Here is a 26,916-nt window from a genome sequence, read left to right as displayed (position 1 = left end):
TGGCGGAACACGGATCTGGCCCTGCGGCGGTTATCCAGGCGCAGCGCAAATCAGCGCTCGAAACGGAGCGAATCCGTCAGCAGTCAGCAGGCGAGATGCCGCGCCCGGCTCGACGTCGATACGTCACCAGGCGTGGGCGATAGCGGCCGTACACGGGCTCAGTCAGGGGCGACTGCGCCCTGCACCGCTCGGAGGAAAACGCCGCGCAAGCAGCCGTACCTCCAGACGATGCAGGCGATGGATGTCGGCGATCAGGGCAACAGCCGGCTGATGGAAGGCACCGGCACGTAGCAGCTGGGGTAGCTGGCGTTGCAATAGACGGTACTGGCCAGGGCAGCCGGCTTGGGCTGGACCAGTAGCAGGACATAGGCCGCGCAGAGTGCACAGAGAACCGCAGCCAGGCAGATTTTTTTTGTTTTCATTGCCTTCACCGCCCTTCAGGGAGAACCAGGGGTGGTTCGAGACTATGAAAAAGGTGCGACGTATCGCCTCGTCCAAATGGACTAGCCCCCCCCTCAACCGCCACGCTCACGACATCCGCCGGCCAAACCCGAGGGAAACGCAGACGCTCTATATCGCGTTTTCAGGGTGAAGTCAGCGGCTCTCGGTACCCGTCCAAGTCGACGGACGGGCAATTTCCAACAGGCCCCCAACAATCGAGCAAACGTGCATTGAACGACGTTCGGGGGCTCTGCTACGCTGCGCCGATCCAGGCCGCCACGAAGGACCGTCATGCGCCGGCTCTCCATTTTTCTTGTCTCCCTGCTCCTGCTCACGGGCTGTAGCGGCCCCGGCTATTTCGAACCCATTCCCCCCAGCACTCCGGATCGCGCGACGCTCTACCTGTTCCGTCCCAAGGCCGATAATCCGGGCAGGCAGCCCCTGCGTTTCTCCTATCCGGACATCCTGATCGACGAACAGAGCGTCGGTACGCTCGAGTTCAATTCCTATCGCCGCATCGAGCTGGCGCCGGGCAACCACAACCTGCGCGTGACCGGCCTGACCCGCAAGGCGAGCTGGGAACCCCGCGACATCAAGCAGGCCTTCAGCATCGCGCCGGGCGAGATCAAGTACCTGAAGCTCGACGTGCGCTTCAACCTGAACGAGATGATGCTCGGCAACCCCGGTCCCAGCTACCTGATCCGCGTGACGCCCATGCGTCCCGACGACGCCATCTACCAGATCCGCGAAACCGAACCTCAAACACCATGAAGCAAGGACTCACCATGAGTGCATCCCGTTTTCTCTTCCTGCCGCTGGCCGCCGCTGTGCTGGTCGGCTGCCAGACCCAGGCCGACAAGCCGCTGAACACCGAGTACGACCGTACCGAGACCGTCGCCAAGGGCGTACCGGGCGGCGCGATCACCGAGACAGAAGAGCTGCAGGCCACCGTTTCGGCCATTGACGCAGGCAAGCGCACCTTCACCCTCAAGGACGACCAGGGCAACAGCCGCACCATCCAGGCACCGCCGGAGATGCGCAACTTCAACCAGCTCAAGGTCGGAGACCGGGTCAAGGCAGTTGTGGTCATGGAGCGCGTCGTCTACCTGCGCAAGCCCGGCGAAGCCGCCGTGGACGGCGCCGCCGGCATGCTGGCCACCTCGCAGCTCGGCGCGAAGCCAGCCATGGTCTCGGCCGACACCATCGAGATCACGGCCCTGGTCAAATCCCTCGACACCACCCAGCGCACCGCCACCCTGCAGCTCGCCGATGGCGGCCTGCACACCGTCAAGGTTCGCCCCGACGTGGAAATGAAACCCGACTACATCGGCCGCCAGGTGGTGTTGCGCATCACCTCCGCCGTCGCTGTCAGCGTCGAGCCGCAGTAACCCCGAAACACCGGCGCGCCGCTCCCGGCCGCCGGTGTTTCCTCTCCATTCGCGCCGCACCGCACCGTCCATCCGCGCCTGTGGGCCCTCCCCGGTTTTCCCTTCGCCCCCTGCCCGTATCCCGCTGAAACTCACCTATCGTGAATGATGGCGGTCGATCGTTGTCGGAGACTCCGGCACCGCAACGAAGATCGCCCCGCCCCTTCCTGTGGCTTAGCGGCCGCGGGGACGGGGAGTCGGCTGTCGGCGGCGCACCCCGCTTCCCGGCAGGGTGAAGGACGCGATGGGAGGCCACATCCCACTCGCCGCAAACCCACCCTGGACCACGAAGGCATCGATCCGGTCTTCGGTATGATGCACAGCCCCATCCTGATGCGCCGTCATCCCTTTCGACGGGCCGGGCCCTGGACGCGGCCTGTGGCTGCGCCCTCCCTGCCGGACCGAACGCCAGGAGGAACACGTACATGAGCGCAATTCACATTCATCCGTCAGTGGACAACGGCATCCGCCCGGAACAGCCCGGCTTTGCCGGCGGCACGCTGCAGTGCCTGTGCGCGACCGACAAGGTGGAAGTCACGGTCGGCGCCCAGACCCTGCACAACCATGCCTGCGGCTGCACCAAGTGCTGGAAGCCCGCGGGGGCGACCTTCGCGGTGATCGCCGTGGTACCGCGCGACAAGGTCAGTGTGGTAGCCCATCCCGAAAAGCTGCAGATCGTCGACGAGAGCGCCGTCATCCAGCGGCACGCCTGCCGAGACTGCGGCGTGCACCTGTTCGGCCGCATCGAAAACAAGGGGCACGCCTTCTATGGCCTCGACTTCGTGCACACCGAACTCTCCCCGCAGGAAGGCTGGTCAGCGCCTGGGTTCGCCGCCTTCGTATCCTCGGTGATCGAGAGCGGCACGCCGCCCTCGCAGATGGAAGCCATCCGCCAGCGCCTGCGTGAGCTTCACCTGGAACCCTATGACTGCCTGTCGCCGCCGCTGATGGACGCATTGGCCAGCCACGCCGCCAAGCAGAAAGGCACCTACCGCGACGCCTGACCGCCCTCGCCAACCGCCGAAGCCGGAACAGGACCAGGACGGCTCCGGCGGTTGCGGCAGGCCCATTTCTTCCCTCTCGCGGGCGGTCAGCGCCCCCTCTCCGCGCCTCTCTACGGCCCGCTGTCGGTTTCAGGATGCGACGTGTCGTTCAGGTGCAATCCGCCGGCAGGGGGGATGGCAAGCTTCCATACTGTTAAGGACCAGGTGCGCCCAGATGCCTGGCCGGATAACAAGAATGGCGCTCCGAAGAGCCACGCGCCCGTGACGTGGCCGGCACGCCGCAGCCGAAGAGTTCCGAACCGCTGCCGGGGGACGGCAGGCGCGTTCGCGATGTCGAGGTTCGCTGAATGTCTGATGACTCGCTCCACCTGCCCCTGATTCACGACGTGCTGGAACGCCAGAAGGCCACTCCCGGTGCCTTGCTGCCGATCCTCCATGCCATCCAGGACGGCCTCGGGTACATCCCCGATGTCGCCGTTCCCGAGATCGCCCACGCCCTCAACCTCAGCGTCGCCGAGGTACGCGGGGTGATCAGCTTCTATCACGACTTCCGTACCGCCCCGCCCGCCCGGCATACCCTGCGCCTGTGCCGGGCCGAGTCATGCCAGAGCATGGGCGCCGAAGGCCTCGCCGCGCAGCTGCGCGAGCAACTGGCGCTGGACGACCACGGTACCAGCGCCGACGGCCAGATCGCCCTGCGCCCGGTGTATTGCCTGGGCGCCTGCGCCTGCTCGCCGGCCCTGGAGCTGGACGGCCGCGTGCATGCACGCCTCACCCCCGAACGCCTGCGTGAGCTGGTGAACGGCTGCCTGGAGGACGGAGCATGCTGAAGCTGTTCGTTTCCTGCGATTCGGTCGCCCGCTCGGTGGGCGCCGACGAGGTCGCCGCCGCGCTGGCCGCCGAGGCCGAGCGTCGTCAATTGTCGATTCAGGTGCAACGCACCAGCTCCCGCGGCCTCTACTGGCTGGAGCCGCTGGTCGAACTGGAAAGCGCCGATGGCCGCCTGGGCTTCGGCCCCATCACCGCAGCCGAGGTTCCGGCTCTGCTCGACGCCCTGGCCGGTGACCCCGCCAGCCATCCCCGCGCCCTCGGTCCGGTGGAAGACATCCCCTACCTGAAGACCCAGCAGCGTCTGCTGTTCGCCCGCGCGGGCATAACCCGGCCGCTGTCGCTGGACGACTACCGCGCCCACGGCGGCTTCGAAGGCCTGACCCGCGCCATCGGCCTGGACGGCGCCGAGATGGTCGCTGCAGTGCTCGACTCCGGCCTGCGCGGTCGCGGCGGCGCGGCCTTCCCGGCCGGCATCAAGTGGCGCACCGTGCGCGACGCCCAGGCCGCCCAGAAATACGTGGTGTGCAACGCCGACGAAGGCGACTCCGGCACCTTCGCCGACCGCATGCTGATGGAAGGCGATCCCTTCCTGCTGATCGAAGGCATGGCCATCGCCGGCCTCGCCGTCGGCGCGACCCTGGGCTACATCTATGTACGCTCCGAGTACACCGACTCCATCACCGCCCTCAACCTGGCCATCCAGATCGCCCGCGACGCCGGCTACCTGGGTGAAGACGTGTGCGGCAGCGGCCGCGCCTTCGACCTGGAAGTGCGGATGGGCGCCGGCGCCTACATCTGCGGCGAGGAAACCGCCCTGCTGGATTCCCTTGAAGGCAAGCGCGGCGTGGTTCGCGCCAAGCCGCCGCTGCCGGCGCTGCAAGGCCTGTTCGGGCTGCCGACGCTGGTGCACAACGTGCTCACCCTGGCCTCGGTGCCGGTCATCCTGGCCAAGGGCGCGCAGTTCTACCGCGACTTCGGCATGGGCCGCTCGCTGGGCACCATGCCCTTCCAGCTGGCCGGCAACATCCGCCACGGCGGGCTCGTCGAGCGCGCCTTCGGCCTGACCCTGCGCGAGCTGGTGGACGGCTACGGCGGCGGCACCGCCAGTGGCCGGCCGCTGAAGGCCGCACAGGTGGGCGGCCCGCTGGGCGCCTGGGTGCCACCGTCGCAGTTCGATACGCCGCTGGACTATGAGGCCTTCGCCGCCATGGGCGCGATGCTCGGCCACGGCGGCGTGGTGGTGGCTGACGACAGCCTCGACATGGCCCGCATGGCGCGCTTCGCCCTGCAGTTCTGCGCCGAAGAATCCTGCGGCAAGTGCACCCCGTGCCGCATCGGCTCCACCCGTGGCGTGGAAGTCGTCGACCGCCTGCTGGCGGCGCCCGACGCCCGTGCGCGGGACGAGCAGGTGATCCTGCTCAAGGACCTCTGCGACACCATGACCTACGGCTCGCTCTGCGCGCTTGGCGGCATGACCGCCTTCCCCGTGACCAGCGCCCTCAAGCACTTCCCCGCCGACTTCGGTCTGGAGTCCCAGGAGGCCGACCAATGATCAACTACTTCGACCCCGCCAGCTCCAGCAGCAGCGAACTCGACCTCGGCACCCCGGCCCGCGAGAGCGACGTGCAGGTCAGCCTGAGCATCGACGGCCGCGAAATCAGCGTCCCCGCCGGCACCTCGGTGATGCGCGCCGCGGCGCTGGCAGGCACCAGCATTCCCAAGCTCTGCGCCACCGACAGCCTGGAAGCCTTCGGCTCCTGCCGCATGTGCCTGGTGGAGATCGACGGCATGCGCGGCTACCCGGCCTCCTGTACCACGCCGGTTACAGAAGGCATGGTGGTGCGCACCCAGACGCCGAAACTGGCCAGCCTGCGGCGCAACGTCATGGAGCTGTACATCTCCGACCACCCGCTGGACTGCCTGACCTGTCCAGCCAACGGCAACTGCGAACTGCAGACAGTGGCCGGCCAGGTGGGCCTGCGCGAAGTGCGCTACGGCTACGAAGGCGCCAACCACCTGAGCGATGCGAAGGACGTCTCCAACCCCTACTTCGACTACGACCCGAGCAAGTGCATCGTCTGCAACCGCTGCGTGCGTGCCTGCGAAGAAACCCAGGGCACCTTCGCCCTGACTATCGAAGGACGCGGCTTCGAATCCCGCGTGGCGGCAGCCGGCGGCGAGAACTTCCTCGATTCCGAGTGCGTTTCCTGTGGCGCCTGCGTGCAGGCCTGCCCCACCGCCACGCTGATGGAAAAGAGCGTGGTCGAGATCGGCCAGCCCGAGCGCAGCGTCATCACCACCTGCGCCTACTGCGGCGTGGGCTGCTCCTTCCGCGCCGAGATGAAGGGCAACCAGCTGGTACGTATGGTCCCGGACAAGAACGGCCAGGCCAACCACGGCCACTCCTGCGTCAAGGGCCGCTTCGCCTGGGGCTACGCCACCCACCCGGACCGCATCACCAAGCCGATGATCCGCAAGCACATCAGCGACCCGTGGCAGGAAGTCAGCTGGGACGAGGCCGTCACCTACGCCGCAAGCGAATTCCGCCGCATCCAGCAGAAATACGGGCGCGACTCCATCGGCGGCATTACCTCCAGCCGCTGCACCAACGAAGAGACCTACCTGGTGCAGAAACTGGTGCGCGCAGCGTTCGGCAACAACAACGTCGACACCTGCGCCCGCGTCTGCCACTCACCCACCGGTTACGGCCTCAAGCAGACCCTGGGCGAATCCGCCGGCACCCAGAGCTTCGACTCGGTGATGCAGGCCGACGTGGTGCTGGTGATGGGCGCCAACCCCACCGACGCCCACCCGGTATTCGGCTCCCAGCTCAAGCGCCGCCTGCGCGAAGGCGCCCAGTTGATCGTCATCGACCCCCGGCGCATCGACCTGGTGGACTCGCCCCACGCCCGCGCCGAACTGCACCTGCAGCTGCGCCCCGGCACCAACGTGGCCATGCTCAACGCCCTGGCCCACGTCATCGTCACCGAAGGCCTGGTCAACCAGGAGTTCGTCGATGCCCGCTGCGAGGCGGCGGAATTCGCCCGCTGGCGCGACTTCGTCAGCCTGCCGGAGAACGCTCCCGAGGTGCTTGGCCCGGTCTGCGGCGTGCCCGCCGAGGAAATCCGCGCCGCCGCCCGCCTCTACGCCACCGGTGGCAACGCGGCCATCTACTACGGCCTGGGCGTCACCGAGCACAGCCAGGGCAGCACCGCGGTGATGGGTATCGCCAACCTCGCCATGGCCACCGGCAACGTCGGCCGCGAAGGCGTCGGCGTGAACCCGCTGCGCGGCCAGAACAACGTCCAGGGCTCTTGCGACATGGGCTCCTTCCCCCACGAGTTGCCGGGCTACCGCCACGTCTCCAACGAGGCCGTGCGCGCGCAGTTCGAACAGGCCTGGGGCGTGACCCTGCAGCCCGATCCGGGCCTGCGCATCCCCAATATGTTCGAGGCAGCCCTGGGCGGCACCTTCAAGGCGCTGTACTGTCAGGGCGAGGACATCGCCCAGAGCGACCCCAACACCCAGCACGTCACCGCCGCCCTGTCGGCCATGGAATGCGTGGTGGTGCAGGACATCTTCCTCAACGAGACGGCGAAGTTCGCCCACGTGTTCCTGCCGGGCAGCTCCTTCCTCGAAAAGGACGGCACCTTCACCAACGCCGAGCGCCGCATCTCGCGGGTTCGCAAAGTAATGGAACCGCTGGGCGGCAAGGCCGACTGGGAAGGCACCGTGGCCCTGGCCAATGCCCTGGGCTACCCGATGAACTACACGCACCCGTCGCAGATCATGGACGAGATCGCCCGCCTGACGCCGACCTTCACCCGCGTCAGCTACGCCGAACTCGACCGCCATGGCAGCCTGCAGTGGCCGTGCAACGACGCTGCGCCCGACGGCACCCCGACCATGCACATCGAAGAGTTCGTGCGCGGCAAGGGACGCTTCATGCTCACCGGCTACGTGCCCACCGACGAGAAGGTCAACGCCCGCTACCCGCTGCTGCTGACCACCGGGCGCATCCTCAGCCAGTACAACGTCGGCGCCCAGACCCGGCGCACCGACAACGTCGCCTGGCACGAGGCAGACCGCCTGGAGATCCACCCCAGCGACGCCGAGACACGTGGCATCCAGAATGGCGACTGGGTCGGCGTGGGCAGCCGCGCCGGGCAGACGGTGCTGCGCGCCAAGGTCAGCGAGCGCGTGGCGCCCGGCGTGGTCTACACGACCTTCCACTTCCCGGAATCCGGCGCCAACGTGATCACCACCGACAACTCCGACTGGGCCACCAACTGCCCGGAATACAAGGTCACGGCGGTGGAAGTCACGCGTGTCTACGAGCCCTCCGAGTGGCAGAAGCGCTTCCAGTCGTTCAGTGACGAACAGCGGCGCCTGCTCAAGGAACGTCGCCACGCGGAGAAAGCCGAGGCCCGCCGATGAGCATCGAGAACCTGATCAAGATGGCCAACCAGATCGGCCTGTACTTCGCCAGCGAGCCGGACCGCGCACAGGCCGTGCGCGGTGTGCAGCAGCACCTGCAGAACTTCTGGACTCCGGCCATGCGCCGCGACCTGATGGCCTGGCAGGAGCAACACCCCGACGGCGACCTGCACCCGCTGGTGCGGGCCGCGCTGACGGAGTCGACCGAGAAGGCGTAGCCCCTCGCCTGCGCCGTGTCTGTCCGGAATCACCGTTCCGGGCAGGCGCGGCGTTGCCTCGTTCCGCTTTAATACCCCCAGCCGGCCGCCCCTCGAACTCACCCCTGCCGGACGATATCGACCGAAATCTCCACCGCCGCCACCGTGCCCCGGTTCTCCAGCCAGTGAGTGGTATTCCGGTCCTCGGGCCAACCCACACCCGGCCCGTAGTCCGTGGCGACGCCATTGCGATGGTCGGTGATGGTGCCCTGCAGGATGAACACCGTGCCGGGCCTGTCCTTGTGGTCATGGACCGGCCCGAACACGCCGCCCGGCTCGATGGTCACCTTGCGCATCCGCAACTGCCGCCCGGCCATGCCCTCGATCTCCGGGCCAAGGTCGATCGCCGCCAACAACTCCACCGTCACACCACGCGTGTCGGGTGCCACCTGTTCGTCGCTCATCGTGATCGCCTCATCGTGCCGAAAAACCCAGGGCTGTTTCTTTCAGTGAAGCCCCGCTTTGGCGTTCAGGAAAGCAACGGGCCCTCAGTCGGCCAGAAGGCAACGAAGGGGCGTCGGCCAAGGAGTGCACAAGGTTCGGCGAGCAGGTCCAAGGCACAGCACCCGTTCGACCGCTTCGCGTTTGAAGGAATCAGGAAACATCTTCTGGTCTGGGTCATGCCCCCTTATGGTGGACTTATCCTCCAAAAGTCAGTGTCCACTCAGCCCGCGACAGACCACTAAGCCGATGACAAGGCCAGGGTGGGCCTGGCCTCCATGACGGGCTACCAGTCGTAGCGGTAGCCGATGTTGACGCCAACCGGTTGTTCGACCTCGTCGCCCTTCGCCGCCTCGGCTTCGACGTACACCTTGTGCTTCTCGCCCAGGTTCAGTTGGGCTCCGACACCGATCTCAGTCCGCGAGCCGGGCAAGGCGTTGTCCAGCTTCACGACGTCGTTGACCTTCACGTCCGCATTGCCCTTGAACTCGTGGATCTGGTTGATCTTGACGAAGGGTTGCAGGCTGCGGCCCTGGTCGAGCGGGATGAACTTGCCGAAGCGCGCGCCGATCCGTCCTTGCAGGCTGTCCATGGCCTCGCCGTCGACTTTCATGCCATCGCTGGAGGTGTAGTCGGGACCGTCGACACGCGATGCGCTCAGTTGCGCCTGCGGCTCGACGAACCAATCGTTCTCCAGCTTGATGTGCTTGCCCGCCTCGACGCTGATCCCGACGCCTTTGCCGGAGTAGTCGCCCTTGACCGAGCGGCCGAGGTTGTTCGGCATCTTCACGTCGGCATCGAAGTTCTGGAGCTTCGCCACGCCGTCGACGTACCAGCCGTCCTCGCGCAGGTAGGTGCCATAGGCGCCTACGCTGGTGGCGTCGACCTCACCCTTGGCGCCCTCGCCAAAGTCCATGTCGGCCTTGCTGGCGCCGACCATCCCGCCGACGTGCAGCTTGCCGCTGGCCAGGGGAATGGCCTTGTCGGCACCGACCTGCACGCCCTGGATGTCCTGGTCGAATTCACGGCTCTTGCCGCTGTCGACTTCGAAGCGTTTGCCCAGGCCACGTACCCAGACGCCGCCTTCTCCCTTCTCGCCACGGATATCGCCCAGGCGCTGGTTGAGGCTGTCCATTTCCGCGTTGAACAACAGGCTGGTTGCGCTCTGCATCCCCAGGGCGGCGTTGGCGCCCTTCGACAGGTCCTGAGGACGGGGTTCGGGAAGCGCGGGGGTGACCGGCGGGATCGGGGCGACTCGATCGTCCGGACCAGTTGGATCGGCGGGTTCGCCTGGTTCGGTAGGATCAAGCGGATCGACTGGATCCACAGGGCGAGTCGGATCGCTCGGCTCACCCGGCTCGGTCGGCACTACGGGATCGGTGGGCACCAGGTCGTGATAGGCCAGGTACCAGTCATCCGCGCTTTGCGTCAGGTTGTAGCGGTAGGCGCCAGCGTCAACATGGCCGCCCTTCAGATCGAAGCTGGCGGAGCCGCCGTTGGTGTCGACGACCTTGAGCGCATCCAGGTGCGCGGGCTGCTTGCCGCTGTCCTCGATGGCCAACTGGTGAGCGCCGCGGGCGGTGCCCTGCACCACCAACTGATCGCCCTGGCGTTCGGCGATGTCGGTGTTCATGGCGAAGGTGCCGCTGCCGTCGAGGTCCCCCTCCACGGTCAGGGTCTTGTAGCCGTTGCCCGGCTGGAAGGCCACCGTGCCCTGGGTGTCCAGTTGGCCGACATTGGAGTTGCCGGTCATGGTCCACTGGCTGGTGGGATCGATACGCATGGCGTCGATGTTGCTGCCGGTGCCGGTCCATTGCGCGCTGTTTTGGAGATTAACGTTGGCGGAGCTGGACGTGGTGAAGAGGCTTTCCTCCACCCAATCGTCGCCCTCCTGCACCCAATGGGTTACTTCTCCTTCGGCACGGTCGCTTCGGATGTCCCCCGACAGTTGGCTGCCATCGACATTCAGCGTCAGCTTGCCCTGGTTGATGACATCCGCCAGCACGCCATTGCCGCTCTCGACCCGCCCGTTGTTTTTGACATCGACGGTCAGTTGGGCGAAGTCCTGAACTTCCACGGCCGTGCCTTGTTCACTCTTCACCAGGCTGTTATCGACCGTCACCGTGTTGTCGGCGGGGAGTTCTGGAAAATACTGATTGGAGGCTCGAATCCCGACATCCTGCCCGACCACGCTGCTGTCATTGCGCAAGGTGACCGTGGCGGCTGCGTTATGGAGGTTCGCGCCTATGGCGGTTTCCTCCGAATTGTCGGTGCTCGCGGCGATATGCGATCCGTCCAGCTGGATATCCGTCTTGCCGCTACCCCAGATGTCCAGCCCCGACGTGGCCCCTTGATACTGGGAGCCATCGTTGAAACCGGAGTGCACAGTCACATCGGTATTCTTCAATATCACTTGTGCCTGAGATGTGGGGGACGAGTTATCCACCCCGACACCGAATAGCCCTCCCTTTTCGCTACCCACCTGTATTTGCGAGTTTTCAATGGTGGCGGAAGCGGTATTTTCGGAGTCCATCGACATGCCAGTTGACAACCACACCCCCATGTCATCGGCATGCAGGGTGCTGTTTGTCATTTCGAGCTCTACGTTACCGCTGATCTCCACGCCACGGCCCGCATTCAGGCCGTCCTCGCTGCCGAACTGACTATTGTCGACCTTGAAGGTTTGTATGGGCGAGGGCTCCGAGTTGAACGATTCATTATGTCCTTGCAGATAGGCAAAGGGCGACGAAGAAGTGGCGTAATCAAAGGTGGAACCACTGATTTCCGCGTGCGACGGTCCATCGAGCTGCACCGCGCCATGCACCGTGGAATCCTTCACCGTCACTTTGCCCTGGTCACCGCCCATGACCCAGTCGACCTCACTGCCCATCAGGTTGAGACTCGAGCCCGCACCTTGCGCAATCACGATCGAATGATCGGAAACATGGGAATTGCGCAAGTTAACCGTACCGCCATCGATGGCTACCGCTGCCCCCGTCATGTAGTTACCGGGGTCCGCGCTGATATCGAGGTTCTCCCCGTCCACCACGCTGTCAGTTCCCGTCGCCAGGATGGCAACCGATGGTTGGCCGGAAGGCCAGACGGCAGCCCCCGATGTATATAACGTCGAATCGTCTATACGGACCGCGCCCCCCTGTTCGGCCAGGACGCCGACGGTACCTGTCGCATTGGCCTGGATATTCATCTCGCTGACCGAAACGCTATTGCCGGTTGCCCGAACGCCCACCGTATCGGGATTGTCCAGCACCATGGGCGGGGGAGCGCCCAGCAGTCGTGGCGAGGCCAGTGGTTCGGGCTGCGGCCCGATGTCCAGCCCTGCCGATGATGGTTGTTTCAGGTCCTCGGCATCGACACTGACGACGGCATCTTCAGCCTCCACTTCAGCGACCTTGAGGGAGAACAAGGCTGCCATTGCCATGCCAATGGAGTGCGCCAGGCGGTTTTTCCGCATGCGCTCGAGGAACAGGGAAGAATGGTTGGATTTCATGATGACCTCCACGAAATGGGTGGTTAGGTCATCAGTGTTCGCCTCCTCTTTTCATATATCTGTCGGAGTTGCCTTATCCGCGCCTCGGAGCTTGTCGGAGTGCGGATCGTCTACGCTAGGCATGTCGCGTACCAAGGAGACGGACATGGCTCGGGTCGTAGTGGTCGAGGCGCTGCCGGCAATCCGCCAATGCCTGGAGTCGCTGCTCGAACGGATGGGGCATAGTGTGGTGGGCAGTGTCGCGGATGGCCGCGAGGGGCTGGATCTGATCCGGCGCTGCCAGCCGGACCTCTCGATCCTCGCGCTTTCCACACCGGGGAGGAGCGGCCTGGACCTGGTGCACCGCGCCGCCAGCCGTCATCCGGACGGACGTATCCTCGTCTACACCGCGCTGAACGCTGAGCAGTTCGCGCCGCTGTGCTTCAAGGAGGGCGTCAGCGGTTTCGTCAGCAAGCAGGAAGATCTCGATGTGCTCGAAGCCGCCATCGACAGCGTATTGAAGGGGCGCAGCCATTACCCCGCCGTCGCCCTGGAGATGCCCGACGGCGGCGAGTTGGCAGCGCTCTCTCCGCGGGAACTCTCCGTCCTCCAGCTCCTCGCCGAAGGCAAATCCAACCAGGCGATCGCCGACACCCTGTCCATCAGCTTCAAGACCGTGAGCACCCACAAGACCCACCTGCAGGAAAAGCTCCACGTGCGCTCGCGTCTGGAGTTGGTGGAATTGGCGCGCCGCCATGGCCTGGGGGAACCGGGCCAGGCGAACGGCTATGTCACGGAGGATCTGCCAGCCCAGTGGCACGAGCAGGTCGTACGCTTGCGGGCGATGCTCGATGCCGCGGGGCACCCGATGTTCCTGCGGGACCGGGACGGTCGGCTGCTGCTGTGCAATCAATCGTTCCTGGACTTCTACCAGGTCGGCGCCGAAGAGGTGGCGGGCCAGGATTTCCTGGCCGCCCAGTGGTTCGACGAACCGGAGCGCCAGCGTATCGGCATGGGCTACGAACGACTCCTCTCGGAAGAACAACCCTTCAACCTGGAGCGCACGTTGACAGTGCGCGGGGCCCTGCGCTTGCTGCACATCTGGGGCATGCCGTTCCGGGACGCCAGCGGGCAGGTCATTGGCATCGTCGGCGGCATACGCGACATGACGGAACAGGCGCAGCTGATGGCCGAGCTGCGCCATGGGCGTCGCCAGGCGGAAATTGCCAGTGAGGCAAGGTTCGAGCTGTTCGAATCGATCATGACGGAACTTGACGATGCGCTGGCCATCGCGCGCGACCAGGCTGGCGCTACCCGCTCGCTGGAGGCGCTCGAGAGGCTCATGCAGCGCCTTGCACATCTCGCCCACCTGGCCAGGGCGCACAACCCTCCCGAAGAGGCGTGCGACGTTCTCGGCATCAGCGTTCCGCTGCTGAAGCGGTACCAGGCCAGACTGAGAACTCAGGGGGCAGCGGCGGCCCACGCCTGGATCGCCGTGGACAGGTATCGGGAACTGCTGGAAACGCTGTGCCAGATGACTGGCATGGCACCGGCGGCGGAACTGACCCTGCGCCGCAGCAGCCATGGCGTGATAGAGATCCGCCTGACCCTGGCAGGCCGACTGCCCGACCCTGAGCCTTCGGCGATCCTGCTCCGTATCGCCGAATTGCTGGCCAAAGGGCTGGGAGGACAGCTCGAACGGCGAGCCGGCCCACAGGTGCAGCGATTCATCCTCACTCTTGAGTTGGAGGAGGCAACACAATCATCAATCGCTTCCTGTGATTCAGCTTGACTGGCGGTCTTGTTCGCATCTGAACGCAACACTGTCGTCAAATGCTTATATAGGCGACGAGCACGTTCGCATACCCTTTCCGGTGACCCTAAAACGCCGGCGGCCCTGCGCGATGAACAATCCCGGTGGCCGGACGACCGAGTCGTTTCAGTCCGCTGAAGGAAATACGCATGCTCAATTACGTCGCGCTAGGAATCCTTATCGCCGTTGCCCTGATCCTCTTCTACGGCATCATCGTTCTCCACGACATCCCCTACGAGATCGCCAAGGAACGCAAGCATCCCCATCAGGACGCCATCCACGTCGCAGGCTGGGTAAGCCTCTTCACCCTGCATGCGATCTGGCCATTGCTATGGATCTGGGCGACCCTCTACCGCGAAGACCGCGGCTGGGGCATGAGCAGTTCATCAATACCCGCCACCGAGGGCGAGCTGGAGGCCCTCAAGGCCGAGCTGCTGGAGCTCAAACGCACGCTCGGCACCAGCCACGAACAGCCGCACGGGGACGTCTGACATGGAAACGTTGCTGCTGCTCAGCTATGCCGCCCTGTGTGTGGCGATCTTCAAGATCTTCAAGATTCCGAAGAACAAGTGGACCATCCCGACCGCCGCCCTTGGCGGTGTGGTGCTGGTTGGCTGTCTGGTCTTCCTGATGAACTACAACCACCCCTACTCGGAAGTCACCCGCGCCTACTTCATCAGCACGCCGATCTCGCCCAACGTCAGCGGCCAGGTCATCGAGGTGCCGGTCGAGCGCGACCATTCGGTGAAGAAAGGCGAGGTGCTGTTCCGACTCGACCCGACGCCCTTCGAGAGCAAGGTGAAATCGCTGGAGGCGCAACTGGTCTCGGCCAAGGCCGATGTCCAGCGCGCCGCTACCCTGGTCGAGCGCAACGTCGGCAACCGTCGCGACCTGGACCAGGCCACTGCCCGGGTCAACGATCTGGAGGCGCAGCTGATGGGCGCCCGCTACAACCTCGAAAGCACCACCGTGCGAGCGCCGGCGGACGGCATCGTCTCGCAGTTGTTCCTGCGCCCCGGCGTACGCGCAACCCGCTTCGCAACCCGCCCCTCCATGGTCTTCATCCCCGACCAGGAGCGCTACTACGTCGCCTGGATGCGGCAGAACGGCCAGTTGCGTATCCAGCCCGGCGAGGCGGCGGAGATCGCCTTCGACGGCCTGCCCGGCCAGGTCTTCCAGGCCAAGGTCCGGCGCATGCTGCCGGTGATCGGCGAAGGCGAAATCCAGCCGGGCGGCAGCCTGGTCAGCTTCAGCAACTCACCGCCCCCCGGCCGGGTGCCGGTGATCCTCGACATTACCGACCCTGCCTTCGAGCAGTATCGCGCCGGCCTGCCCGGCGGCTCCTTCGGCCAGGCCGCGGTGTACAGCGAGCACGCCCACGAGTTGGCGGTGATGCGCAAGATCCTGCTGCGCATGTCCTCCTGGCTGAACTACATCTACCCCTTCCACTAGCCTCGATCACTGATGTGCCTGCTGGCGGCGCTGGCTCGCCTCGCCGACCAGCCGGTAGGCCACGTAGTACTTGTAGATGTTTCCGACCGTCTCACGCGCGGCGGCATGCTCGACCCGGCAACAGCCTGTCAGCCGCCCAGGGCGATGATCGCGAACAGCAAGGCGGTGCCCACGACTGCCAGCGCCCCGCCGCCCACCCAGGGCGTCCCACCGGAGTAATGTGCCAGCACCCAGCCGGCGAGGAAGAGCATCCCCAGCGCCACCAGGTTGGAGAGGCGGATGGCCAGTCCGGTCTGGTCGATCAACAGGAACGGAATGACCAACGGGAAGGTCGCCAGCACCACCAGCAGGAAGGTGCCCAGCGCTCCCTTGAAATCCTCCAGGTCCAGCCGCGCGCGAACCGGGCTTGCGTTGGCCAACAGGCGAACCCGCAGCATCTCCAGTGCGTCCGCTCCCGCGGCCTGGGCGATGCGTGGCGGCAAGGCATCGGCGATGAGGTCCTGGCCTTCGCGCGGGTCTGCGCCGCTGCCCAGCCGGGACAGGAGGGTCCGGCTACGCGTGCGCTCGGTCCAGGTGCGCAGCAGGTAGATCACGGCATCGGCCAGGCCCCAGGCGAGGTTGCAACCCAGGGCCGCGATCAGCATGGTTCGCGCCTCCTCGCGGCCCGCCGTGGCAACGCTCAGCGAGCCGATGAAGGTCATTGCCATCAGCAAACCGAAGATCACTTCGGTAACCCGGTCCACGGGGTCGAGAACCCGCTGCCACATTCCAACTCGAGGTCTGTCCATCGCACCCTCTCCAGAGCGGCGGACGAAGCGTGCCGTCCGCCATGCATTCGCTGAATCAGAGACTGCGCAAGCCGTTGTACGGAAGGTACCCGGCGGTCCGTAGGCCAATCGCCGTTGCGGCGAAAATCAATGGCTCCAGGCAAGTAAAGACGCTGCGACCCACTCGCGCTTGCCTTGGCGAACAGAATCTCTCCAGCACAGGGAACGGCGGGTATTTCATCGAACTGATCCGATTCGGTCGTTCGGGAGCGTCCTTGGGTAGCCAGTGGCAGATTCATGCCTAAACTTCCTCGCAACCCTTCTCGCACAAGCCAGCGGTGTGGCCTGCGGAGAACAGAACATCCGGAACACTACGAGGACGCCCGGATATGAGCAGTTTGTTCGACGCTATCGTTCTCGGTCTGCTGGCAATACTTCCCTTGATCAATCCACCGACGACGGTGGCGCTGTTCCTTGCCCTGTCCCATGGGTTCAGCCGGGAGGAAAAGAACAGGCAGGCGCTGCTGACCGCCTTCTACGTGTTCATCATCATGATGCTCACCTACTACATCGGTGAACTGATCATGGATGTCTTCAATATCTCCATCCCCGGCCTGCGCATCGCCGGGGGCGGAATCCTCTGCATCATCGGCGGCAGGATGCTGTTTCCCCAGCCCCTTCCCCCCTCCTCCTCGCAGGAAGGCAATGCCGAACGCAGCAGCTTTGCCTTCATCCCGCTGGCCATGCCCAGCACGGCCGGCCCGGGCACGATCGCGATGATCATCAGCGCCTCCGCCACCCTCAAGCACAACACGAGTTTTCCGCAGTGGGTGTTGCTGACCGCGCCGCCACTGATTTTCCTGTCGGCGGCACTGACGCTCTGGCTCTGTTTGCGCGCCTCGGACTGGATCATGAAGATGACGGGCGAATCCGGTATCGACGCCATCTCCCGCTTGATGGGCTTTCTGCTCGTCTGCATGGGCGTTCAGTTCGCCATCAACGGCTCGGTGGAAATCGTGCAGGGCATCATCAACAACAACCTGCACCTCACCCAGCCCTAGCCGCTTGCCAAACGCGGCGCCGGCCCGAACGACCGGCACCGCTCTGCCCCTCAGGCCCTGACCTGGCGCACCGGCGCCCGGCTGCGCTGCTGCTCCTCCCAGTCGCCCACCACGCCCACCGGTACGTCCGCCGGTGCCAGCATCTCGCGGCCGCGCACCAGGTCGGAGGCGCGCTCGGCGAGCATGATGGTCGGTGCGTTGAGGTTGCCGTTGGGCTCGGTGGGGAACACCGACGAGTCGATCACCCGCAGGCCCTGGAGGCCGCGCACGCGCAGTTCGGAATCGACCACCGCCAGTTCGTCCTCACCCATGCGGCAGGAGCCGCAGGGGTGCATGGTGCTTTCCATGTTGGCGCGGACGAAGGCGTCGATCTCCTCGTCGGTCTGCACCTGCGGGCCGGGCGCCAGTTCCTCGCCACGGAAGCGGTCCATGGCCGGCTGGCCGATGATCTCGCGGGTCAGGCGCACGCAGCGGCGGAAGCCTTCGCGGTCCTCTTCGCTTTCCAGGTAGTTGAAGCGGATTTCCGGGTGCTGGTAGGGGTCGGCGGAGACGGCGCGCACGTAGCCCCGGCTCTTGGGCTTGTTCGGCCCGGTGAGGATCATGAAGCCGTGGCCCTTGAACGGCTTGTCGCCGTCGTAACGCATCGCCGCCGGCAGGAAGTGGAACTGGATGTCGGGCCAGCGCAGGCCTTTGGAGGAGCGGATGAAGCCGCCGGCCTCGAAGTGGTTGCTCGCCCCCAGGCCATCCTTGAACAGCAGCCAGCGCAGGCCGATCAGCGCCTTGCCCAGCAGGCTCATCTTGCCGTTGAGGGTCACGGGCTCCTTGCAGGCGTACTGGATGTAGATTTCCGAGTGGTCCTGCAGGCTTTCGCCCACACCGGGCAGGTCGTGCAGCACCTCGATGCCGGCCTTGCGCAGCACCGCCGCCGGGCCGATGCCGGAACGCTGCAGCAGGTGCGGCGAGCCGATGGGGCCTGAGCTGACCAGCACTTCGCGGTTGCAGTAGACGGTGTGGGTCTTGCCGCCCTGGTCGTACTCCACGCCGGTGGCGCGCTTGCCTTCGAGGAGGATGCGGCGGCTCATGGCGTGGGTCACCACGGTCAGGTTCGGCCGCTCCATAGCCGGGCGCAGGTAGGCGTTGGCGGTGGACCAGCGCACGCCGTTCTTCACCGTCATGTGCATGGCGCCGAAGCCTTCCTGCATGTAGCCGTTGCAGTCATCGGTCTTGATGTAGCCGGCCTCGGCGCCCGCCTCGACCCAGGCGCCGTACAGCGGGTTCTGCATGTTGTTGCCGTTGTTGGTGGAGAGCGGGCCGTCGGCGCCCCGGTAGTCATCGCCGCCGAACTTGTAGCCCTCGGCGCGCTTGAAGTACGGCAGGCAGTTGCGATAGCCCCAGCCCTTGGCGCCGAGGGATTCCCACTCGTCGAAGTCGTAGGCATGGCCGCGGATGTAGACCAGCCCGTTGATCGACGAGGAGCCGCCCAGCACCTTGCCGCGCGGGCAATGCAGGCGGCGGTTGTCGAGGTGCTTCTCGGCGGCCGTTTCGTAGCGCCAGTTGTACTTCCTGGTGTTCATCGGGATGGAGAAGGCACTGGGCATCTGGATTATCACGCTGCGGTCGCTGCCGCCGAACTCCAGGACCAGGACCGAGGTACGCGGGTCTTCGCTCAGGCGATTGGCCAGGACGCAGCCAGCCGAACCCGCACCAATGATGATGTAGTCGTATTTGTTGGTCATTTCGGATCTCTCTGGCGCGGGGGGCGCGCCCTTCGGTTACCAGGCCTTGCCCGTGGAGAAGTGCGGAGTGGTGCTCTCGATGTCGCGAATGAGGCGTTCCTCTTTCGCCAGGTCGAGCGACAGGCACAGCAGGTAGTAGGCGACGCCGGAGACGATCAGCCCGACCAGCCAGGCCATGTCGACGCCACCAATCATCTTCGCCAGAGGGCCGACGAACACTTCGTCGGTGCCGTTGTAGAGGGTGAAGAACGGGATCATCACCACGAAGCCGATCAGGTAGGCGATCAGCCCACGGCTGCCCCAGTGGCCGTAGATGTTGTCGTTCGGCAGGAAGAAGTGCGGGATGGCGTAGCGGCCCTTGCGCACGAAGAAGTAGTCGGTGAGGTTGACGGCGGTCCAGGGCACCAGGAAGTACAGCATCACCACCAGGTACATGTTGAGCACCGACAGGCCCGAGCCGGAGGCGTTGATGGTGACGGCCATGCCCAGTTGCAGCACCACCACGAAGAGGATCGCCCAGATGCGCACGCGGGGGGTCGGCTTGATCTTCCTGAACGAGTCGACGCCGGTGAGGGTGGTCAGCTTGGCGCTGTAGATGTTCATCGCGATGACCGGCAGGAAGGCCAGGATGGTGACGGCCACCATCAGGGTGCCCAGCTGCGGTGCGAACCCGGCACCCACGGCATTGAGCGCGACCAGCACATCGGTGGCGTGCAGGTGTTCGGCCAGCCAGCCGCCGACCGCGATCATCCAGGCGCCGGACAGCGAAGCACCGAGGAACACCGCGAGGATCAGCTTGCCGCTGGAGGTGTTCTTCGGCAGGTAGCGCGAGTAGTCCGAGACGTAGGGTGCATAGGCGATGTTGTAGCTGGCGCCGGCGGCGAACTGGGCGACGAAGCCGACCCAGGTGAAGCCCAGGGCGACGGCCTCGGTGCCGCCCGCCGGAGGCGGCGCGGACTGGACCCAGCCCATCAGCACGGCAAGCGAGAGCAGCCCGTAGAGCGGCAGCGAGAGGAACAGCGACCACTTGAAGGTGCGGTGCATCCAGTCGTGGCCGAGGATCGCCAGCAGGGTCGCCGGCACCGTCACCGCCAGGGCCACCTGCATCGGTCCCCAGTGGAACAGCGTGTTGAGCCCCTGCATCATCAGCACCAGGTTGACGATGTTGAAGCCGGCGAAGACGAACAGGGTGGCGAACAGCACCAGGATGACCCCGCGATAACCGAACTGCGCGCGCGACTGGATCATCTGCGGCAGGCCCAGGTGCGGGCCCTGGGAGCCGTGGAAGGCCATGAACAGGGTGCCGAACATGATGCCGAGGGTGCCGGCGATCATGGTCCAGAGGGCGTTCAGGCCGACGCTGGGGCCAACGAAGCCGATGGTCATGGTGAAGAAGGTGAAGTTGCCGACGAACCAGAACGGGCCCTGGGTCGACAGTTTGTCGGTGCGCTCGTGCTCCTCGATGAAATCGATGGAGTGCCCTTCAATTTCCAAGCCGCGCGCGCCTTCGGCAAGGGGAGCTGACTGCGAATCTGCTTTCATGGTTCTCTCCGGATTGTTCTTGTATGGAGTCTCACCAGCAGGCACTGCACCTGAGATCGAGTCTGTTACGACCCGTGCTGCAGGTACAGCGCCCCGTGCATCAACGGTATGGCGATTTGCCAGGCGGCCCGATCAGGGCAAGGTGATCCACACCGCCTTGGTTTCCAGGAGGTAATCCAGCTGTTCCGATCCCATGTCCTTGCCGTAGCCGGACTGCTTGTAGCCGCCGAAGGGCATGCTCGGGTCGAGGGTGCTGTGGGCGTTGACGTAGACGGTGCCGGCACGCAGGCGTGGGATCAGGCTGTGAACCTTGCCCAGGTCGTTCGAGTAGAGGGCCGCGGCCAGGCCGAACTCGGAATCGTTGGCCAGCGCCAGCGCCTCCTCCTCGTCGTCGAAGGGTGCGGTGACCAGCACCGGGCCGAAGATTTCCTCGCGGACCACGCGCATGTCGTTGCGGCAGTTGGCGAAGATGGTCGGCTGCACGAAGAAGCCCGACCCTTCGACCGCCTCGCCGCCGTAATAGACCTCGGCGCCCTCCTCCTTGCCGGCCTGGATGTAGGCCAGCACGCGCTCCTGCTGCTGCCGGGACACCATAGGGCTGATGAAGCAGTCAGGGTCCAGCCCCGGCGCCAGCTTCAGGCTCGCGGTGTAGTCGGCCAGCTCGCGCAGGAATTCGTCATAGACGCTGCGCTGCACGTAGGCGCGGGTGCCGGCGTCGCAAACCTGCCCGGAGTTGAAGAACACGCCGTTGGCCACCGCCTGGGCGGCGGCCTTGATGTCGGCGTCGGCGCAGACGATCACCGGCGACTTGCCGCCCAGCTCCAGGGTCAGGCGCTTCATCTGGTCCATGGCGGACTTGCCGACGTTGCAGCCGACCGGGGTGGAACCGGTGAAGCTCAGCTTGTCGATGCCCAGGTGCTCGGCCATCGCCGCGCCGACCACGCTGCCGCGACCGCTGACGATGTTCACCACGCCATCGGGAATCCCGGCTTCCTGCACCAGCTCGGCGAAACGCAGCGCCGACAGCGAAGTCAGCTCCGCCGGCTTGACCACCACGGTGCAGCCGACCGCCAGCGCCGCGCCGAGCTTCCAGGCCATGGTCTGCAGCGGGAAGTTCCACGGCACGATGACGCCGACCACGCCCACCGGCTCCTTGCGGGTGTAGGCCACATAGTTGCCCGGCAGCGACGGTTCGACAGTGCGGCCGTGGATCTTGCTGGCCCAGCCGGCGAAGTAGCGGAAGGTGTCGATGGTGCCCTGGATGTCCACGGCCCGCGCCTGGGCCACCGACTTGCCCATGTCGACCGATTCGATCTCGGCCAGCTCATCGCCGTTGGCCTCGATCAGGTCGGCCAGGCGATGCAGCAGGCGCTCGCGCTCCAGCGGCTTGAGCTGGCTCCAGGCGCCGCCGTCGAACTGCGCGCGGGCTGCCTGCACGGCGCGGTCCAGGTCGGCCGCGGTGCCCATGGGGATGCGGGTCAGCGCGGCCTCGGTGAAGGGCTCGATGACCTGGGCCGTGGCGCCGTCGCTGGCGTCTACCCAGGCGCCGGCGATGAACATTTTCTGCGGCTTGGAGAGGAAGCGCTGGGTGGCTTCGGAGATGCCGTAGCGCTGCAGATACTCTTTGACCTTGGTGTCCACTCGGGTGTCCTCGTTGCGGGGCGGGCACTCGCGCCCGCCGGTTGCAGGGCGGTGGGCCGGGCTCAGCGAACCTGGGCGCGGGCGTGGAAGATGAAGCCGATGCTGTTCATCAGCAGTTGCGCGGCGAGGATCGAGGTGACACCGGCGGGGTCATAGGCCGGCGCGACTTCCACCAGGTCCATGCCGACGATGCGGCCGTGGCTGCGCTTGGCCAGCGCCTGGATGATTTCCAGCACCTCGTAGTACTGGAAGCCGCCGTGGCTGGGGGTGCCGGTGCCCGGCGCGATGGACGGGTCGAAGCCATCGATGTCGATGGTGATGTAGTAGTTGCGGTCCTGCGGGATCATGTCCACCACTGCGTCGCAGCCCAGGCGGCGCACATCACGCACCGAGAGGATCTGCGAGCCGGCGTCGCGGGCGGCGTCGTAGTCGGCGCGGTTGGACGAGGACACGTTGCGGATGCCCATCTGGGTCATGCCGACGATATGGTCCATCTCCGAGGCGCGGCGCAGCGGGTTGCCGTGGCCGAAGCGCACGCCGTGGCGCTCGTCGACGAAGTCCAGGTGCGCATCGAAGTGCACGATGTGGATCGGGCCGCGCCCTTCGAAGGCCTTGATCACCGGCGCGTGGATCGAGTGGTCGCCACCCAGCACTACCGGCATGGCGCCGGACGCGAGGATCTGCCGTACGGCCGATTCGATGTTGGCGTTACTGGTTTCCATGTCGGTGTGCACGATGTCGGCATCGCCCACATCCACCATGCGCACCTGGTCTTCGGTCAGGTAGGTGGCGTCGTCTTCGTGGTCGTAGGCGCCGGAGTGGCCGAAGGAGAACAGCGTGGATGCCTCGCGGATGCCGCGCGGTCCGAAGCGGGCGCCGGAGCGCCACTGGGTGCCCATGTCGTTCGGTGCGCCGAGGATGGCGACGTCGGCGTCGATGGCGTTCCAGTCGGTACAGATGGGCGACTTGGCGAACGTGCAGTGCCCGACGAAGGGCAGGTTCAGACGGCCGGATTCATAACCGTGCTTTGCCATGTTCTTGCTTCTCCAGTTCTTGTTCTTGGCGGGAGGCGTGCCGACGGGTCGACCGCCGTTGGATCGACTATGGGCGCGGATGGGTGATGGAAAAATGCGCAAGTTCAGATACTCACATCGGCTATCCCGAAGTATTCGCAACAGCCCTTCCCTATTCCTCGCGCCCGCGCGCGCCCCTCTACGGCGGCGCTTTCGGCCTGTCTTTCCGCTCACCGAAGCCAGCACCGGGCGCGTGTTTCAGTAATATTCCGGCGATACCGCAGCGGCGCCTGGCGTTGCGCCGCGCCGGGGCGCCGGTTTACCTTGGCAAAAACAATTCGATCCAGGGCTCATATCAGCTTCTGCGATGTGAAACCGGACGGGAGGCCTGCGTGATCCAGCTGCACGACGTCGACCTGAAGCTCCTCAGGGTGTTCGCCACCATCGTCCGCTGCGGCGGCTTTTCCGCCGCCCAGGCCGCGCTCAATGCCGGCCAGTCGACCATCAGCGAGCAGATGACGCACCTGGAGACGCGCCTGGGGGTCAAGCTCTGCCAGCGCGGCCGCAGCGGCTTCCGCCTCACCGAGCAGGGCGTCGCCATCCACGAGGCCACCCAGCGCCTGCTGTCCGCCGTGGAGGGTTTCTGCATGGACGCCGACGTGCTCAAGCAGCACATCAGCGGCAAGCTCAACCTCGGCATCATCGACTCCACCCTGACCGACCCCGACTCGCCGCTGCCGCGCACCACCCAACGCTTCGTCTCGCGCGGCCACGATGCCCACCTGAACGTCTACATCGGCGCCCCGGCGGAACTGGAGGAGCGCGTGCTGGACGGCCGACTGCACCTGGCCATCGGGCACTTCCCGCTGCGCGTGCCGGGGCTCTCCTACCTGCCGCTGTACCAGGAAGCCCTGGGCCTCTACTGCGGCCGCCGCCACCCGCTGTTCGCCAGCCAGGAGAAGAACGGCCGCCTGCTGGAGGAAGTCCGCGCCTGCCGCATCGTCGCGCGCGGCTACATGCAGCAGTACGATCTGGAACAGCTGGGCGTGAGCAAGGCGGCGGCGACGGTGGAGAACATCGAGGCGGCGGCGATCCTGATCATTTCCGGTGCCTACATCGGCTTTCTTCCGGCACACTTCGCCGAACAGTGGGTGAAGACCGGCGAGATGCGCCGCCTGGGCGCCAGCGCGCTGAACCTGATGTCGCCGTTCGACGCCATCACCCGCCGGGGCGTGGCGCCGCCGCCGATCCTGCGCGCCTTCCTCGAAGACCTGGCGGCCTCCTCGCGCCAGAGCGGCCACGCCTGACCCCACACCCGATTCAGCCTTTCGCAGGACCCTAAATGCGCATCCACGTCAGCTTCATCGACCGCGTCGGCATCACCCAGGAAGTCCTGGCCCTGCTGGTCGGCCGCAACCTCAACCTCGACGCGGTGGAGATGGTTCCGCCGAACGTCTACATCGACGCCCCGGCGCTGAGCTTCACGGTGCTCGACGAACTGCGCGGTGCGCTGCTGCAAGTGCGCGGGGTGGAAGCGGTGACCGTGGTCGACATCCTCCCCGGCCAGCGCCGCAGCCTGCAGCTGGACGCGCTGCTGGAAGCGATGAGCGACCCGGTGCTGGCGGTCGACACGGAAGGCCGCGTGCTGCTGGCCAACCCGGCGCTGCTGCAATTCTGCGAGCAGCCGCCGGAGGGCCGCCTGCTGGCCGAACTGTTCGACGACCCGACGCTGGCCGCCACCCTGGTGGAGCAGGGCTTCCGCCTGCCGCTGGGCGAAGTCACCCTGCGCGGCCAGGCGCTGCTGCTCGACGCCGTGCCGATCCACGAGAACGACAACCTCACCGGCGCCCTGCTCACCCTCTATCCGCCGAACCGCATCGGCGGCCGCCTGGCCGCGCTGCATCACGACCATGCCGAAGGCTTCGATGCGCTGATCGGCGATTCGCAGCCGGTGCGCGCCCTCAAGGCACGCGCCATGCGCGTGGCCGCACTGGACGCACCGCTGCTGATCCACGGCGAAACCGGCACCGGCAAGGAACTGGTGGCCCGCGCCTGCCACGCCGCCAGCGCGCGCAGCGCCCAGCCGTTCCTCGCGCTCAACTGCGCTGCATTGCCGGAAAGCCTGGCCGAGAGCGAACTGTTCGGCTACGCCCCCGGCTCCTTCACCGGCGCCCAGCGCGGCGGCAAGCCCGGCCTGCTGGAACTGGCCCACCAGGGCACGGTGTTCCTCGACGAGATCGGCGAGATGTCGCCCTACCTGCAGGCCAAGCTGCTGCGCTTCCTCAGCGACGGCTGCTTCCGCCGCATCGGCGGCGACCGCGAGGTGAAGGTCGACGTGCGCATCCTCAGCGCCACCCACCGCGACCTGGAGAAGATGGTCGGCGAAGGCAGCTTCCGCGAGGACCTGTTCTACCGACTCAACGTGCTCAACCTGGAAGTGCCGCCGCTGCGCGAGCGCGGCCAGGACATCCTGCAACTGGCCCGGCACTTCATGCAGCAGGCCTGCACGCAGATCCAGCGCCCGCCGTGCCGACTGGCCGCCAGTGCCTTCCCCGCACTGCTCGGCAACCGCTGGCCGGGCAACGTGCGCCAGTTGCAGAACGTGATCTTCCGCGCCGCCGCCGTGTGCGAGGGCACGCTGGTGGAGATCCACGACCTGGACATCGCCACCGCCGTGGCGCCCCTGGCCAGTGGCGAGATCGGCAGCCTGGAGGAAGCCGTCGAAGGCTTCGAGAAGGACCTGCTCAGCCGCCTCTACGGCAGCTACCCCTCCACCCGGCAACTGGCCGCGCGCCTGAGCACCTCCCACAGCGCCATCGCCACCCGCCTGCGCAAGTACGGCATTCCCGGCAAGGCCTGAGCCCGCGCCAAGCGCTCAAGGACGGGCCTTGAGCGCGACCGTATTGATTTAAATACATCGTATCGTTTTCCATACAAAAGCATCTCCACCACGCCCGGCGCGGCCTATCTGCCGGGCGCTGGAGGCCGATCAGGACAAGTCGTATCGAATTCAATACAGAATCATCATCCAGATCACCCTCAATAACGCCTAACTTATTGATTTATAAATAAAATATAAAACTGGCATCCGCCTTGCTCTTTCCTCCTCGACACCGCTCGTTACCCGACACGAGCCCATCCCAAAGCCCGCCCGAAGAAGCGGCGAGTCTGACCCCGAGGAGTTCCCATGAGCCAAGTGCGCTTTACCGTCGAACACGAATGGCTGCGTCTGGATGCCGATGGCCTGATCACTGTCGGCATCACCCACCATGCCCAGGAAGCCCTCGGCGACGTGGTCTTCGTGCAACTGCCCGAACCGGGCACCTACAGCGCCGGCCACGAAGTGTCGACTGTGGAATCGGTGAAAGCGGCCAGCAACATCCTCATGCCACTGGACGGCGAAGTGGTGGAAGTGAACACCACCCTCGAAGGCACCCCGGAGCTGGTCAACGAAGACGCGCAGAACGGCGGCTGGTTCTTCCGCATGCGCCCCAGCGACGCCGGCCAGTTCGACGCGCTGCTCGACGAAGTCGCCTACCAGCAACTGATCAGCGCCTGAGGAACCC

General features: G+C 65.7%; 22 protein-coding genes. 14 read left to right on the top strand and 8 right to left on the bottom strand.

The window, feature by feature from the left end:
• Positions 1-251: 251 nt before the first annotated feature.
• Positions 252-422: a hypothetical protein gene (locus tag SD196_RS13350; protein ID WP_416311638.1), complete on the bottom strand. Its 171-nt coding sequence runs from the start codon at positions 420-422 to the stop codon at positions 252-254.
• Positions 423-732: 310 nt separating this feature from the next.
• On the opposite strand from SD196_RS13350, the gene SD196_RS13345 reads away from it, so the two are divergent.
• The 7 genes from SD196_RS13345 to SD196_RS13315 all read left to right on the top strand — a co-directional run bounded on the left by SD196_RS13345 (position 733) and on the right by SD196_RS13315 (position 8,358).
• Positions 733-1,212, top strand: coding sequence for a hypothetical protein (locus SD196_RS13345; protein ID WP_370599421.1), 480 nt, complete (start codon positions 733-735; stop codon positions 1,210-1,212).
• A 14-nt stretch (positions 1,213-1,226) separates the two neighbouring features.
• Positions 1,227-1,829: a hypothetical protein gene (locus SD196_RS13340; RefSeq protein WP_416311637.1), complete on the top strand. Its 603-nt coding sequence runs from the start codon at positions 1,227-1,229 to the stop codon at positions 1,827-1,829.
• A 464-nt stretch (positions 1,830-2,293) separates the two neighbouring features.
• Complete coding sequence (gene gfa / locus SD196_RS13335; protein WP_275607172.1) at positions 2,294-2,872, top strand: S-(hydroxymethyl)glutathione synthase; 579 nt, start codon at positions 2,294-2,296, stop codon at positions 2,870-2,872.
• 347 nt (positions 2,873-3,219) lie between these two features.
• Positions 3,220-3,702 (top strand): formate dehydrogenase subunit gamma, encoded by a 483-nt coding sequence (locus SD196_RS13330; protein WP_275607173.1) that lies wholly within the window; start codon positions 3,220-3,222, stop codon positions 3,700-3,702.
• Entirely contained in the window at positions 3,696-5,255 is a 1,560-nt protein-coding gene (locus SD196_RS13325) for a formate dehydrogenase beta subunit (protein ID WP_416311636.1), read from the top strand. The genes SD196_RS13330 and SD196_RS13325 overlap by 7 nt, the downstream gene beginning before the upstream one ends.
• Positions 5,252-8,140, top strand: a complete 2,889-nt coding sequence (gene fdhF, locus SD196_RS13320; protein ID WP_416311635.1) for a formate dehydrogenase subunit alpha — start codon at positions 5,252-5,254, stop codon at positions 8,138-8,140. Before SD196_RS13325 ends, fdhF begins: the two co-directional genes overlap by 4 nt.
• Positions 8,137-8,358, top strand: a complete 222-nt coding sequence (locus tag SD196_RS13315; RefSeq protein WP_275607176.1) for a formate dehydrogenase subunit delta — start codon at positions 8,137-8,139, stop codon at positions 8,356-8,358. The genes fdhF and SD196_RS13315 overlap by 4 nt, the downstream gene beginning before the upstream one ends.
• Before the next feature lie 98 nt (positions 8,359-8,456).
• Here SD196_RS13315 and SD196_RS13310 read toward each other — a convergent pair whose 3' ends face one another.
• A complete protein-coding gene (locus tag SD196_RS13310; RefSeq protein WP_275607177.1) occupies positions 8,457-8,801 on the bottom strand; it encodes a cupin domain-containing protein in 345 nt (114 codons plus the stop codon).
• Positions 8,802-9,124: 323 nt separating this feature from the next.
• Positions 9,125-12,346: an autotransporter outer membrane beta-barrel domain-containing protein gene (locus tag SD196_RS13305; protein WP_416311634.1), complete on the bottom strand. Its 3,222-nt coding sequence runs from the start codon at positions 12,344-12,346 to the stop codon at positions 9,125-9,127.
• A gap of 145 nt (positions 12,347-12,491) precedes the next feature.
• Here SD196_RS13305 and SD196_RS13300 point away from each other — a divergent pair, with 145 nt between their 5' ends.
• The 3 genes from SD196_RS13300 (at position 12,492) to SD196_RS13290 (ending at position 15,590) form a co-directional block, all read left to right on the top strand.
• Positions 12,492-14,117: a LuxR C-terminal-related transcriptional regulator gene (locus SD196_RS13300; RefSeq protein ID WP_416311633.1), complete on the top strand. Its 1,626-nt coding sequence runs from the start codon at positions 12,492-12,494 to the stop codon at positions 14,115-14,117.
• Positions 14,118-14,287: 170 nt separating this feature from the next.
• Positions 14,288-14,629 carry a DUF3302 domain-containing protein gene (locus tag SD196_RS13295; protein ID WP_275607180.1) on the top strand — a complete coding sequence of 114 codons (342 nt, stop codon included), beginning with the start codon at positions 14,288-14,290 and terminating at the stop codon, positions 14,627-14,629.
• A 1-nt stretch (position 14,630) separates the two neighbouring features.
• Complete coding sequence (locus SD196_RS13290) at positions 14,631-15,590, top strand: HlyD family secretion protein (RefSeq protein ID WP_416311632.1); 960 nt, start codon at positions 14,631-14,633, stop codon at positions 15,588-15,590.
• A 128-nt stretch (positions 15,591-15,718) separates the two neighbouring features.
• On the opposite strand, the gene SD196_RS13285 is transcribed toward SD196_RS13290, so the two are convergent.
• Positions 15,719-16,357: a hypothetical protein gene (locus SD196_RS13285; RefSeq protein ID WP_416311631.1), complete on the bottom strand. Its 639-nt coding sequence runs from the start codon at positions 16,355-16,357 to the stop codon at positions 15,719-15,721.
• Between the two features lie 389 nt (positions 16,358-16,746).
• On the opposite strand from SD196_RS13285, the gene SD196_RS13280 reads away from it, so the two are divergent.
• Positions 16,747-17,418: a MarC family NAAT transporter gene (locus SD196_RS13280; protein ID WP_416311630.1), complete on the top strand. Its 672-nt coding sequence runs from the start codon at positions 16,747-16,749 to the stop codon at positions 17,416-17,418.
• 50 nt (positions 17,419-17,468) lie between these two features.
• Here the strand turns inward: SD196_RS13280 and betA are convergent, their stop codons facing one another.
• The 4 genes from betA to speB form a co-directional block, all read right to left on the bottom strand.
• On the bottom strand, positions 17,469-19,154 hold the full coding sequence (gene betA, locus SD196_RS13275) for a choline dehydrogenase (protein WP_416311629.1): 1,686 nt from the start codon (positions 19,152-19,154) through the stop codon (positions 17,469-17,471).
• A gap of 36 nt (positions 19,155-19,190) precedes the next feature.
• Entirely contained in the window at positions 19,191-20,696 is a 1,506-nt protein-coding gene (locus tag SD196_RS13270) for a purine-cytosine permease family protein (RefSeq protein ID WP_370599431.1), read from the bottom strand.
• 132 nt (positions 20,697-20,828) lie between these two features.
• Complete coding sequence (locus SD196_RS13265; RefSeq protein ID WP_416311628.1) at positions 20,829-22,337, bottom strand: aldehyde dehydrogenase family protein; 1,509 nt, start codon at positions 22,335-22,337, stop codon at positions 20,829-20,831.
• 62 nt (positions 22,338-22,399) lie between these two features.
• Positions 22,400-23,371 (bottom strand): agmatinase, encoded by a 972-nt coding sequence (speB, locus tag SD196_RS13260; RefSeq protein WP_275607187.1) that lies wholly within the window; start codon positions 23,369-23,371, stop codon positions 22,400-22,402.
• A gap of 371 nt (positions 23,372-23,742) precedes the next feature.
• Here speB and SD196_RS13255 point away from each other — a divergent pair, with 371 nt between their 5' ends.
• The 3 genes from SD196_RS13255 to gcvH all read left to right on the top strand — a co-directional run bounded on the left by SD196_RS13255 (position 23,743) and on the right by gcvH (position 26,909).
• On the top strand, positions 23,743-24,657 hold the full coding sequence (locus SD196_RS13255) for a LysR family transcriptional regulator (protein WP_275607188.1): 915 nt from the start codon (positions 23,743-23,745) through the stop codon (positions 24,655-24,657).
• A gap of 35 nt (positions 24,658-24,692) precedes the next feature.
• Complete coding sequence (locus tag SD196_RS13250; RefSeq protein ID WP_275607189.1) at positions 24,693-26,210, top strand: sigma-54-dependent transcriptional regulator; 1,518 nt, start codon at positions 24,693-24,695, stop codon at positions 26,208-26,210.
• 327 nt (positions 26,211-26,537) lie between these two features.
• Positions 26,538-26,909: a glycine cleavage system protein GcvH gene (gene gcvH / locus SD196_RS13245; protein WP_416311627.1), complete on the top strand. Its 372-nt coding sequence runs from the start codon at positions 26,538-26,540 to the stop codon at positions 26,907-26,909.
• Positions 26,910-26,916 lie beyond the last annotated feature (7 nt).

The sequence above is a fragment of the Pseudomonas macauensis genome, from assembly GCF_047902425.1.
Taxonomy (GTDB): Bacteria; Pseudomonadota; Gammaproteobacteria; order Pseudomonadales; family Pseudomonadaceae; genus Pseudomonas.
This window is presented reverse-complemented; position numbering and strand designations above follow the sequence as displayed.